Source organism: Paenibacillus sp. NPDC056579, assembly GCF_042793215.1.
GTDB lineage: Bacteria > Bacillota > Bacilli > Paenibacillales > NBRC-103111 > Paenibacillus_S.
The window spans coordinates 732875-746889 of record NZ_JBHTVD010000002.1; the positions used below are offsets into that span (position 1 = coordinate 732875).

Here is a 14015-nt window from a genome sequence, read left to right on the forward strand (position 1 = left end):
GCCATAGATAACAGGATGATATGATTCCAAGGAGGATTGTACATGGTCAAAAAAAAATTCAGACATCTGCTGCTTTGTCTCGTAGTGCTGCTGATGCTGCCGCAATGGAGCGGAATGGCTGCGGCGGCAGAGCCGACGCCAGCTAAGCAGGATTCGGCGTCTGCGCAGGAGGGAAAGAGTGTGTCGGATTTCTACAATGTAATCATGCAGACAGGAGCCGATCCCTGGGTTTACAAGCACACGGACGGCTACTATTATAACGTATTTGTCAACTCCAGCGGTATCATGATCCGCAGAGCGAAGACTATAACCGGCATTGAGGGGGGCGAGAGGAGTCTGGCCTGGACGCCGGTTAAGGGCACCATGTACAGCTCCAATGTTTGGGCGCCGGAAATGCACTACCTTAAGGATACCGACGGCAAATCCAAATGGTATATTTACTTTGCGGCTGATAACGGAACCAACGCAAACCACCGCATGTACGTGCTTGAAAACGCCAGTGAAAATCCGTTGACCGGCACCTGGGAGTTCAAAGGGAAGATTACCGATTCTACCGACCGTTGGGCGATCGACGGCACTGTGCTGACTGTAAATGAGAAACACTATTTCATCTGGTCCGGTTGGGAAGAAACGGACGGAAGCTTCCAGAATCTATATATTGCGCAGATGAGTGATCCGCGGACCATCAGCTCGGAACGGGTATTGCTCTCGACGTCTGAATATGACTGGGAATCGTCCCCGGCCAGAATCAATGAAGGCCCCGAAGTCACGATAAAGGGCGACACGATCAATCTGGTCTATTCCGCAAACGGAAGCTGGACAGACAGTTATTGCCTCGGGCTGATCACGGCCAAGATCGGCGATGATTTGATGAATCCCGGCTCCTGGGTGAAAAAAGACATGCCCATCTTCTCCAGTGCCAATGGCGTTTACGGCCCGGGCCACCACAGCATCGTCACGTCTCCTGACGGCACAGAGGACTGGGTCATCTATCATGCCGCCCGATGGCCGGGATCGGGATGGACTCGCAAGGTCCACACGCAGAAATTCACCTGGAACGCAGACAACACGCCGAACCTGGGAGAGCCCGCCGATCCGAACACACCGATTGCCACGCCTTCGGGCGAGCCGGTGCGGAAGCGCTATGAAGCGGAAAACGCGCTGCTGGTGAAGGATCCGGGCGGTGAAACTTCTCCCGCCGTCCGGCTGGAAAGCACTGCTTCCGGCGGGATGAAAATCGCCAACATCAAGAACGCCAAAGATTATGCCCAGTTTACAGTAAACGTGCCGGAGGCGGGATTTTATATGCTGTCCGTGCGCAATGCCAACGGCTCGCCCAATGCGGCCGATGCCTCCCATATCTTGTCGGTCAACGGGAGCTCCGGAGCCAATTTGAATATCGTCTATTCCGGCCTGAATCGTTGGGGGCTCTCCACGGCGAAAGTCTATCTTAGGGGAGGCAGCAATATCCTCCGCTTCTCGAAGGGGAACAACCTTGCCGAAATCGACAGCATAGATATATTTAAGCTGGATGCATCGGAAATGTTATTCGATGCCCCGGGCTACACGTTAGGGTTGGGTGAAACCCGTAGCTTGCCCCTGTATACCGTAACAGGCACTACCTATACCGCTGTTGACACAGGAGCAATCTTCAGTTCTTCCAATACGAAGGTCGCCGTTATTGACGGTGGGGTTAGGGTTAAGGCTGTAAGTGCGGGCAGTACCACAATCACCGCCACATATTACGGGAAAACGGCCACAGCCACGGTTACCGTTGCTGCGGAGCCTAAAGCTGTGCAATCCGTTGCCTTCGGCGGATTGGACCGCATCCTGACCAGCGGGCAGACAAGCGGACCATTGCAGGTAACGGCACACTATAACAACTATGAGGTTCAGAATGTGACAGCGGCTGCCCGGTATACCAGCAGCGATCCTGGGGTGGTCGGGATTGATTCGGATTCTGTGACCCAATCGGTATATGCGGTTAAACCGGGCACAGCTCTTATTACAGCCGAATACAACGGCAAGAAAGCAGAGCTCAACTTGACCGTTATTGCAGCATCTGATGCGGTTCAGGTTACTTCCGCAGTGAAGATTCCTTCCGGAGTGGCCCCTAAGCTGCCTAGCGTTGTTGATGTTGTCTACAACAGCCAGTCGAAGAAGGCAGAGGTTGTCAGCTGGGAGCCGGAGGGACTTGACTTCAACTCCCTTGGCACGGTTCAGGTGCCTGTCACCCTGAAGCTGGATGGCCGTGATTTTCCTTCCACCGTTGCCGTAAACGTTATTCCGGGATGGGGCCTTGATGAGATTGTGAATCAACTCCGCAACAAGCTGGCCAACATCTCCTACCCATTGGGCGATGGGCTGGGCAACTATAGCCAATCCAAGTATGATGCCTTCGTGGCCGAAGTGAACAAGGCGGAAGAGATGGCCGTAATCGCCGATCTGAGCAAAGAGCAGTTTAACGAGGAACTGGATAAGCTTGCTCAAGCGGAAGCAGCTTTGTTAGGTTCGCTGAACAGCATTCAGGACGGCGTAATCTATAACGCTTACCGGGATTTCTCCGGCGATACGGTTGGCAAGTACCCTTATGGCATTACCACCGAAGGTCTGACCAATGGCGCTACCGCCACTGTACAGGAAGAGGCCGGAAATAAATTCCTCCGGCTGACCACAACCGCTACTTCGGGCAAGGCAAACCTGCTCCTGCCGTATGCAGGCGAGGTAAAGGCTGAGGCGGATCAGCGCGTCGTCATCGAATACCGCGCCAGACTAAACACCAGCTTCCAGTACGCCAATGGCGCCATGATGCGAAATGACAGCGGCACAGGCAATTATTCCATGGTCACGGCTTTTGATATGGGTAAAATTATAGTCCAGAATGGACCGTCCAATAAGGTCAAAGTCAAAGACTTTCAGTACAATACATGGTACAAGATCAAAATGGTGGCAAACTGGGACGCCAAGACTTATACCGTCTATATAGACGATGTTGAGGCGGCCACTGACTACAATTTCCGCCATACAGGCGGCGATAAGCTGGTCGGCCAGCTGTTCGGCATCGATGGCTATGCCAACGCCTCCATCGACTTTGACGATTTCAAAGCGATGGTTACCGGAGGACCGAGGGCTGCGCCCGAGGGGCTCAAGCACACCAATGAAACAGCGGTTGGGGCCAATGATGGACGCATCACCGGGGTCAACCCTTCCATGGAATGGTCCTCCGACTATGGGAGCACCTGGTTGAGTGTCGAAGGGGATACCATCGCAAATCTTTCTCCCGGGACTTATTGGGTTCGTTACCCTGAGACGGATACCCATAAAGCCAGTCCCCATGTGGGGTTAACCATTGCAGTCTATACTCAGCCGGTGCATGTCACCGGGGTGAGCCTGAATCAGACCGCCGCCCAATTGTATACCAACCATGGGAATTCGAATGTCCAGCTCACCGCAAATGTGGAGCCCGTTGACGCAGCTGTCAAAACCTTGACCTGGACCACTTCTAATCCGGCTGTAGCTACTGTGGATGAACGCGGTCTTGTGAAGGCTCATGCCGCAGGTACAGCCGTTATTACGGTAACCACTGAAGACGGCGGTTACACCGATACATGTATAGTGACTGTAAGCTTGTACACGGACTCTGAAAATCCGGGGACTCCACCAGTCCATGTGACGGGTGTAAGCCTGAATCAGACCACTGCCCAACTGTATACCAACGATGGGGATTCGACTGTCCAGCTTACCGCAAATGTGGAACCCGCTGACGCAGCCAACAAAGAGGTGACCTGGAGCAGTTCCAATCCGGCTGTTGCTACCGTGGGGGGACATGGGCTCGTGACGGTTCATGCCGCAGGTACAGCCGTTATTACGGTAACCACTGAAGACGGCGGCTCCACAGCTTCTTGTGTTGTAACTGTGGGTGTATATGATAATGACAGCGAACATGATAACGATAGCGGTGAAAGCGACGGAGATCCCCAAATTGGCGGCAGCAATCCCGTCGTCCCGACTACGCCGTCTACTGGGGTCAAAAACGGGGATGGCAGCACGACCACCAGCATCACCGATCAGACAACCGGTACGGTGACGGAGACTACTGTCTGGCCGAATGGCGACCGTGAAGTTATAACGAAAGAACGCAATGGTACAATTACCGAGGTTGTCACCAAGCAGAATGGAAGCAAGCGTGAGACCGTGAGCAAGCCCGATGGAAGCAGCCGCTCCGTCACCACAGATACACAGGGAGTCAAGGTGGAGACCACCACGACTTCTCTGGGGGGAGTAACAGCCGCTGTCCATCTGCCCGAAGGCGTTGCGCAAGCGCGGGTCACAATTCCATTCAAGAATGCTTCTGCTTCCACGGTAGCCTTTGCGGTTCGGGAAGACGGAACCAAGGAAGTGATCGGAACGGTTATCACCGAAGCCGGATTGAGTTTTACAGCTAAGGGCAATATGACGGTGAGGCTGATCGACAATAAGGTTGTTTTCCAGGATGTGCCCAACAGTCATTGGGCTGCGGAGTCGATTGCCTTCACAGCAAGCCGCGAATGGCTGCTCGGAACGGAGCAGGGAATCTTCGCTCCCGATGTATCCTTGAGCCGCGCCATGCTATTTACCGTCCTGGCCCGTTTGCATGGCCTTGAGACCGAAGGCGGGGAATATTGGTACAGCAAGGCGAAAGACTGGGCTACCGCTTCCGGAATCAGCGATGGCAGTAGCCCTGAAGCTTCCATTACCCGGGAACAACTGATTACGGTCCTGCACCGTTACGCCGGACAGCCTGCTGCAAGCAGCAATGGCAAGAGCTTTGCGGACAGCGGCGAAGTGTCAGCTTGGGCAAATGATGCCATCGATTGGGCTGTATCGGCAGGTATTCTTAACGGCAAACCGGGGAACCTTCTGGAGCCTGCCAGTGTTGTCTCCCGGGCGGAAGTATCCGCCATGCTCGCGCGCTTTATAGCGTGGCGCAGCAACTGAAGCGATTGAGTGGATCACAGGTAAAAAACCAAGGAGCCAAGCGGGAACATCCGCCCGGCTCCTTGGTTTTTTGCATCCCGCATGAGCGGGCCACTCCCTATGCGGGGGGGATTTGTCAGGGCGCAGGCTTTGCGGAGGGGAGATGTTGGTGGAACGGTATTCCAAGCGGGCGCTCCTGCAGGTTTGAAGGAGAAACAAAAATTGCACAGAAAGACCTAAAGATTCTTAAGGCCCGGAATGGACGAACCGCGGTACATTATAAGCATCACATCCAACAAATACTTTCAGCAGGAAAGAAGGGGAAGCCATGAAAACAACGCCTGCCGCCGTAGGAACGGATAGAGCACCGGCAGCCAAAGAGGCTTTTTACCAGACAAAGCGGTTTCGGCAAAATATTCCGCTATTTGTCATGCTTATACCGGGAGTGCTTTATTATCTGATATTCCGCTACTTGCCTATGGGCGGTCTTGTGATTGCTTTCAAGAACTACAATTTTCACGATGGCATATGGGCAAGTCCGTGGGTGGGCTTGAAATATTTCGAGATTTTATTCCAGTCCAACGTCACGCTGCAAATTATCTGGAATACCCTTACCCTGAGCGTACTGAGCCTGATCTTCGGGTTCCCTGCGCCGATTATTATCGCCATTGCCTTGAATGAGGTCCGGAAGAGCTGGCTGAAGCGCTGGATTCAAACCATTATTTATCTGCCTCATTTTTTGTCCTGGGTTATCGTTGCAGGCATTATCCTGACCCTGTTCTCCATTGACGGAGGGACCATCAACAAGCTGCTGGGCCAATTGGGGATGGAGCCGGTGCCTTTCCTGTACCGCGCGAACTCATGGACCGCCATCTTTATCGGCTCCGGCATGTGGAAGGAGATGGGCTTCAGCGCTATTATCTATCTCGCCGCTATCTCCGGCATTGACCCCAGCCTGTACGAATCCGCGGGGATGGACGGTGCAGGCAAGCTTAGGCAGATTTGGCATATTACCCTGCCGGGCATCCGTCCTACGATTATCCTGCTGCTGATTCTTGGAATGGGCCGTCTGATGGAGGTAGGATTTGACCAGGTTTACAATTTGCAGAATCCCACTGTCCTGCAGAAAGCGGAGGTCATCAGCACCTACGTTTACAAAGTGGGGCTGCAGCAGGCCCAGTTTGGCCTGACCACAGCCATGGGCTTGTTTGAATCCTTTGTCGGTCTGGTGCTTGTGCTGTCGGCCAATGCATTGGCCCGTAAATTCGATCAGGGTTTATTCTGAAGAAAGGAGGGAAATCCTCTTGAGGGAATCCACAGGCGGAAATATTTTTGTAATCTTTATTCACGTGGTATTGATCATCATTTCGCTCACCTGCATCCTGCCTTTCCTGCATCTGATTGCGCTGTCCGTAAGCTCGGGGCATGCGGTTGACCTGGGTCAGGTCTGGTTCTGGCCGGTGGGGATTGATTTCACCGTTTACAGATACTTTTTTGAGAATACGCCGGCCTTGCGCGCCTTTACCAACAGCGTGATCATTACCTTATGCGGTACGGCCTTGAGCATGCTGGCCACGGTGCTGACGGCCTATCCCTTATCCCGCCGTTACCTTTACGCCCGCAAGCCGATCACAACGGCCGCATTGTTCACCATGCTCTTCAGCGGAGGCATGATCCCTACCTATCTGGTCATGAATAGCCTTCATTTGACCAATACTTACTGGTCCCTATGGTTTGGCGGGCTGATCAGTACCTATAATATGCTGATTATGAAAAGCTATTTTGAGAGCATCCCGGGAGAAGTGGCGGAATCCGCCCAGATTGATGGCTGCGGCGAGGTCCAGCTGCTCATGCGTATCATACTGCCCTTGTCTCTTCCCATGCTGGCTACGCTGACGTTATTTTACGGAGTGGGCTACTGGAACATGTTCATGAGCGTTATTCTTTACATCAATAAGACGAATTTGCAGAATCTTACTGTTATCGTTCAGGGGATGCTGCAAATTCAGGGGAACTTCAATATGTCGGCCATGGATATGATGCAGCAGCAGGAGATGGTATCCGAAAAGCTGAAAGCGGTTGGGGTTATGGTTATGGTTGTGCCCATGCTGGTGGTATATCCGTTCCTGCAGAAATATTTTGTCAAAGGCATTATGCTTGGCTCTATCAAGGGTTAGCTGCAACAATAAAATCAATCATAGATTGAGGGGGATTCCATATGTTTGGACAAACATCTGCACCAAAAATGAAGATCACGTTGGCGCTGGGACTGTCGGCGGTTATGGCAGCAGGGGCAGCTGGTTGCAGTCAAAAGGAAGAGGGGACAAAGGGGCAAGCCGAAGGAAAAGCCATAATTACCGTTTCCAACTATGACAGGGGCAATATTCCCGCAGCGGAGGGAACGGTTGAGGACAACCGTTGGACCAAGTGGATCAATGAGCATTCTCCCGTTACGGCCAAGTATGTGCCGGTGGCCCGGGCAGAGGCAGTCAAAAAGCTGAATGTCTTGTTCGCATCGGGCAGTGCGCCGGATATTGTCAATGATTATGATACGGGGTTCCGGAATTCCCTGTACCAGCAGAAGCAATTAATGCCTCTGGACGATTACTTGCAATATGCGCCTGAATACCAGAAGCTGCTGGAGAAGTACCCCCAGCTTCGCAAAATAGGCACCAAGCCGGACGGCAAGCTTTACGAAATCGGCAAAATTAATGAGCCCCATCTGCAGAGTGTAGCCTTTATCCGGATGGATTGGCTGAAAAAGCTGAAGCTGGAGGTTCCGAAGACCACCGACGAATTGCTTGTCGTTCTAAAAGCATTCGCTGAGCAGGACCCTGACGGCAACGGGAAGAAGGATACTTATGGAACCAATATGAGCTACACCTCGGACGGCATGGTGGATTCCATGTTCGGCTCGTACGGCTGGAAAATCTCCAATGATGACAAAATTATCAGGACTTGGGATAATTCGCTGGAGTCTCTTAAATTCAAGAAAAGGTTATTTGAGGAAGGGCTTATCGATAAGGATTATCTGGCGGACAAGAATGGAGCCAAAGCCAAGCAGGATTACCTGAACGGAAAAATAGGCGTTTATCTTCCTCCTGTTGTCAGCAACTGGTTTGAGAGTACGGTAACGGACGTCAAAACGCTCCGCAAGGTTGTTCCAGAGGCGGAGATTGCGCCGATGGCACAGCCCAAGTCTTCCATGGGGCAATTCGTTCATCATGTGGTCAACCCGGTTCAAATGACCACGGTGATCAATGCTGCGGCCAAAAATCCCAAGGCTGCTATGGAATATATTAACTTCATTATCAAGCCGGAGAACAGTCTGATTCTGAAAAAAGGAATGGAAGGAGAGCATTGGAAAAAAGGTGCGGACGGTTTTCCCAAGGTCATTGATCCTGCGAAGAATGCCAAGGAACTGGATTGGGCCATGGACTACTCCATGTTCTACTCGATCCCGGAGAATCCGCTTCTGATTTCCACCACTGCGTTCGACGTGAGTGATCCTGATCAGAAGGCCGGTCTGGACATGCTGAAGAAAGCCGACGAGTTTCTGCTTAATCCCGAGGCCCAGTATCCCGCTCTGAGTCACTACGAGCATATGCCTACCCTGTCGAGCGAGTTGGTAGTGATCAATACCAACATCGACAAGGAAATGAAGGACATCTATACCAAAGGCATTATCGGCGGGGCCCAATATACCCCTGAGCAGGCCATTGCAGATGCCAAAGCTGCCTGGGAGAGAGGCGGCGGCAAACAGATCGAGGAATTCATGAATACCTGGTATAAAGAAAATAAGGACAGAGCCTTCCTAGGTAAGGATATCCTGGAGTTGGTCCGCTCCCAACACAAGTAAGGGCTGAAGGGCCTGGAATAGGATAAATGCGGACTTGGTTCGGCAAAGGCCGGGCCAAGTTTGCTTTCGGAACATTAGATATGAGAAGGAGTATATGAATCATGACAAATGAAATGCTGCTTCAAAAAATCGGACTGATAGTGGACAAGCTTATGAATCTGGGCGGCAGCGACTATGAAAAGGACAAAACCGTGGTCCAGGCCGACACAAGAAAAGGAATTGTCCAACGGGATTTCGGAATTGAAGAATGGGACTGGCCCCAGGGCGTCGGTCTTTATGGTCTGTACAAACTGCAGAAGTATTACAGCGATCACCGCTATATGGAGTTTTTTCAGAACTGGTATTCCCGCAATTTGGAGGTCGGTCTGCCGTCAAAAAACATTAATACGACCGCCCCTTATCTGGCTCTGGTTCTGCTCCTGGATCAGCTTGAGCCTTCCAACCAGCTGGAACAGCTATGCCGGGATCACGCGGACTGGCTCGTTCATGAGCTGCCCAAAACCAAAGAAGGCGGCTTCCAGCATACAGTGACTGCCATTGGTAACCGGGATGGAATCCACTTGCACAATGGGCAGTTATGGATTGATACGCTCTTTATGGCGGTTCTGTTTCTGAACCAGGCCGGCCGCAAGTTCAACCGGCCGGAGTGGGAGCAAGAAGCAGTACACCAGATTCTCCTCCATATCAAGTACTTGTACGACAAACATACAGGACTGTTCTTCCACGGCTGGAGCTTCGAGCGCAATGATAATTTCGGCAGCATCTTCTGGTGCCGCGGCAATTCCTGGTTCACCTACGGCCTCGTCGATTACCTGGAAACTTGTCAGGATACGATGAACCCGGGTATCCGTCAATTTCTAATTGATACTTATAAGGCTCAGGTCAACGCTCTGGTTCCGCTCCAGGCCGCTTCCGGTCTATGGCACACCGTCCTGCAAGACCCAACCAGCTATGAAGAGGTATCCGGATCGGCCGCAATTGCCGCGGGTATCCTAAAAGGCATAAAAGCAGGTATTTTGGATTCCTCCTATCAGGCTGTTGCCGACAAGGCCATCCAGGCGGTTTGTCAAAATATCAGCGGGGATGGAACCGTGCTGAATGTGTCGGCCGGAACCGGTATGGGAATGGATAAAGACCATTATAAAAATATTACCATTATGCCAATGGCATACGGACAGTCCCTTGCTCTTATTGCCTTGTATGAAGCTTTAAAATAATACGGGCAAACCGGACCGGAACGTGACGCGCTTCCTTCCTACGTAGACAGGTAAAATGTAAACCTTGTTTGCTTGGAAGGAAGCGTTTTATAATACAATATGAAATTAAAGGGGGGGGGGAGCCGACTGCATCCGACAAGCTGGCCGGGGTATATAGCCGGAAAAATAAAGGGCAGCTTCAAGATCAAACTGATCGTGCTGCTCTCGTGTATGGTAACACTTGCCTTTGCCTTGGCAGGCTGGATGGTTTACCGGTCAAATATCCAATTAATGGAGGATGAAATCAGCAAGCAGTTCTCCATCGCCAACGAACAGGCTTTGGCCAGACTGGAGATGTCCTTCCAGGAAATCAACCGCGTATCCCAATCCATTATCCTGAACCCGTCCATCGAATTGTTCCTCAGGGAGAACATCGTTCCCGTAAGTGATTCCTACACCCAATTCAAGAACCGCAAGTATGTGGAAGAGCAGTTGAATATGCTGCTGGTGGATGCGCCGTCCATCCGTTCCGTTTTCCTGTACAATGAGAACGGGGAAATGACGGTTCTCTCCAAAACCGGTGCGTCGGGAGAGCCGGGAACGGATGACTTGACCAGGATGATGGAAAAGCTTAAGCCCCATCGGGGGAATATGGTCTGGGGCCGGGCCGAGGCGGCCAGCACCATTGATCCGGACGGCCGCAGAACGGTTCTGGTTGCTGCCAGACGGATGCTCAATGAGAAGCTGATCCCGTACGGTACCATGGTGATGGTGATGGAGGAAAGCCTGGTATCCAAGGTGCTGCGGGATCTTACGGAGAACGGCGGCAAGGTGCTGCTGCTGGAGCCTACAGGCGGTATGCTCTACTCCAATACCGACCAGAGCGAGATGGAGCAGCTCTTGAAACTGACAGAGGCAAATTATCCCCGTTATGTCAAAATGAATGGCATCACCTATCTGTTTGTCCGCCACGAGCTGATTCCGGCAGGCTTTACCCTATACGGAGGGGCTTCCTTGCAGGAGATACAGAGGAAAAATAAAGACATCATCCAGGTATTGGCATTTGCCGGAATCGGCGTGATCCTGCTCAGTGCACTGCTTATTACGATTTCCACCCGGACGCTCCTGACTCCTCTGGCCCATTTGATGCAGGGACTGCGTACGCTGCGTTCCGGCGATTTCACGGTCCGTGTCAGAGTGGATTCCGGCGATGAGCTGGGCTACATTGGAGACAGCTTCAACAGCATGGCGGAGCAAGTGAGCGAGCTGATCAATAAGGTATATTTGGCCCAGATCAGCCAGAGGGAATCGGAGCTGAAGGCCATCCAGGCACAGCTGAACCCCCATTATCTGCACAACCTGTTCAATGAGCTGTATTGGAAGCTGTACAGCAACGACCAGGAAGAGGTGGCGCTTCTGATCAACGCCATCTCGGAGATGTTGAAGTATTCCCTTAAGCCTGTCCAGACTGATACGACTCTTGGCGAAGAGCTGCATCAGATCCGCAATTACATCAAGATCCAGACAGAGCTGTTCACCGGCGAGATTGAAACCATTATTCAAGCTGAAGAGTCCCTGCTGAATCTGCGGATGATGCGCTCCCTCTTGCTGCCGGTGGTGGAAAATGTTTTTGTTCACGCATTCCGTGATATGGAGAAAGACCGGGTGCTGCGGATTAAAGCGTTCCTGATAAATGATGCGCTGCATATCGAGGTGGCTGACAACGGATGCGGCATGGATAAAGAAACCATTAGAACCTTGACAGAGGCGGAGGCTGTGCTGCCGGACGGCAATAAGACGGGAATCGGCTACAAAAGTGTGCTGCGGCGCATTCAGCTGGTATACGGACCCGCATATGGAGTGGAAATTACGAGCAGTAAAGGGAAAGGAACGGTTGTTCACATGACGCTTCCTACTATTAAATCTGGGACACTGGGGAGTCATGAGGAGGGGAACGGATGAGAGGCAAGCTGTTTATTGCAGAGGATCAGCCCAACTTCCGCAAGGGGCTGCTGAAGCTGGCGGGAAAGCGGTCCGCCGAGTGGGTGGTGACGGGGGAAGCGGCCAATGGCCGGGACGCCTTGATAATGATGGAGCAATGTGTCCCGGATCTCTTGCTGACCGATATCCGGATGCCCCATATTGATGGTCTGCAGCTGGCAGAAGAAATCAGAAGCCGCGGCTGGCTGACGAAGATTGTGATTGTAACCGGATTCAAGGATTTTTCATATGCCCAGTCCGCCGTCAAGTTCGGGGTGCTGGATTTTATCACGAAGCCTTGTGTGGAAACGGATATATTAAGCGTACTCGACCGGATTTATGTGCAGCTGATTGAAGAAAGCCAGTCCCAGCTTTTGGTGGAGGGCTGGAAGCGCCAGCATGAAGACAGCGAGCTGCGCTCGGCTATTATGGGTATGCCCTGCAGCGGCGAAGAGGTGGAGGCTTTGCTGAAGCGAATGAAGCAATGCGAGCTGCATTTTTTCCGTTTTCCTACGTATTTCCCCCCGGAGAAGCATTATTCCGCCCAAGATGTGCCGCTTTTGCAGTTTGCTTTCGCCAATATTGCCGGGGAGCACTTGAATAAATGGTTTCACGGCGGCTTTCGCCTGTTTCCCTTGAACGCATCAGAGTGGGCTTTATTGGTGGACCGGAGTGCTTCCCGGCCGGATACACCCCCCTCATGGCCGCAGATACTCACCGATTCGGTCCATCATTATCTGAAGCTGGCTCTTGAATGCAGCGGACAAGGGCTATGCGCCAGCACGGAGGAATTGCGCCAAGGCTACAGACAGTATTGCCGGGAAGGGGACAGGGACCACGGTTCTGCCAATGAATCACTGCTCAACCAGACGGCGCTTTACGAGAAGGAAAAGGAAATTATAACGTGGCTTATGTCGGAGGATAACAGCCGGCTGAGCCGGGAGCTGCAGGAGCAAGCCGTCCGGATCAGCCATTTGCCCCCGCAAACCGCCAAGATCGAAGCGCTGCTGCTGGCTGCAGCCATTCTCCGGCTGGTGCAGGTCCAGTTTCCCGAATGGCAAATGGCCGTGCGCCCCATAGAGTGGGATTCTGTCTACAAATGTGCGACGCCGGATGATATTGCGGTATGGCTGCAGGGATACATCCATGAATTCCTGAAGTCCCACAATAACTGGCTTGCCAGTAAGAATGATAACCCGGTCAAGCAGGCCATCCGGTTTATTGAAGAATCATACATGGGGGTATGCGGCTTGGCCGAGGTGGCGGCCCATGTCCATCTCAACCCCAGCTATTTCAGCAATCTGTTTAAAAAGGAAACCGGGGAAAGTGTAACCGGCTATATCCAGAACCTGCGCGTACAGAAAGCGAAGCTTCTGCTGAAAAGCACAGATATGAAAATATTCGAAATTTCCGAGGCCACCGGCTTCAACGACTCCAATTATTTCACGCATATGTTCAACAAAATAGCGGGAGTCTCCCCCAAAGAATACCGCAAGCAGATGGCCGGACAGTGACTCTTTCAGGAAAAATGTCCATTTGCACCGTGCCCAAACCGGTTAAATAGGAATCTCTGAGGGAACTTCATCCACTGGCAGACAAGCATCGCCAGCCGAATCATGGGGAGTGGAATTATGGGAATCCGTTTTGTCAAAACGGCGGCCGCCGTGTATCTATCTTTCCTGGCCGCCAATCTGTTTTCTTTAAAGCAGGTGTTTTATGCGTTCTAGCGGCTTTGACCTTCTGAAGGACCAAGAATTGATAGAATTATATTACCTTGTTTTGAAACTTGATATTGATAAGGAGTTTCAAATGCTAATCTACGGAGAGTTAAAGGCAAGAGGATTCATCCGCTCTAAATATAAAAACACTCAACTGCCAAGCAGTCGTCGGATGCAATTCAACAGTAATACTCTTAAAGTACTTAGAGGAGCTAAAGATTGATTAAACTAACGGATACGATCGATCGCTTAATAAAAAACGAAAGATGCAGCTGCCAGCTCTGCACCGGCAGCTGCTTTATATTA

7 protein-coding genes are annotated in these 14015 nt (G+C 51.9%); all 7 read left to right on the plus strand.

The features are described from left to right. The first annotated feature begins 42 nt into the window (after positions 1 to 42). Positions 43 to 4977 carry a family 43 glycosylhydrolase gene (locus ACFQ88_RS10790; protein ID WP_379454092.1) on the plus strand — a complete coding sequence of 1645 codons (4935 nt, stop codon included), beginning with the start codon at positions 43 to 45 and terminating at the stop codon, positions 4975 to 4977. Between the two features lie 307 nt (positions 4978 to 5284). Continuing rightward, complete coding sequence (locus tag ACFQ88_RS10795) at positions 5285 to 6241, plus strand: ABC transporter permease (RefSeq protein WP_239633524.1); 957 nt, start codon at positions 5285 to 5287, stop codon at positions 6239 to 6241. A gap of 19 nt (positions 6242 to 6260) precedes the next feature. After that, entirely contained in the window at positions 6261 to 7133 is an 873-nt protein-coding gene (locus tag ACFQ88_RS10800; RefSeq protein WP_239633525.1) for a carbohydrate ABC transporter permease, read from the plus strand. 41 nt (positions 7134 to 7174) lie between these two features. After that, entirely contained in the window at positions 7175 to 8815 is a 1641-nt protein-coding gene (locus ACFQ88_RS10805) for an extracellular solute-binding protein (RefSeq protein WP_379454093.1), read from the plus strand. A gap of 101 nt (positions 8816 to 8916) precedes the next feature. Then, a complete protein-coding gene (locus ACFQ88_RS10810; protein ID WP_379454094.1) occupies positions 8917 to 10032 on the plus strand; it encodes a glycoside hydrolase family 88/105 protein in 1116 nt (371 codons plus the stop codon). Positions 10033 to 10131: 99 nt separating this feature from the next. Then, positions 10132 to 11973 (plus strand): cache domain-containing sensor histidine kinase, encoded by a 1842-nt coding sequence (locus tag ACFQ88_RS10815; RefSeq protein WP_379454095.1) that lies wholly within the window; start codon positions 10132 to 10134, stop codon positions 11971 to 11973. Further along, the gene (locus tag ACFQ88_RS10820; protein WP_239633529.1) at positions 11970 to 13505 is read left to right on the plus strand and encodes a response regulator transcription factor; all 1536 of its coding nucleotides are present in this window, start codon (positions 11970 to 11972) and stop codon (positions 13503 to 13505) included. The genes ACFQ88_RS10815 and ACFQ88_RS10820 overlap by 4 nt, the downstream gene beginning before the upstream one ends. The last annotated feature ends 510 nt before the right edge of the window (positions 13506 to 14015 follow it).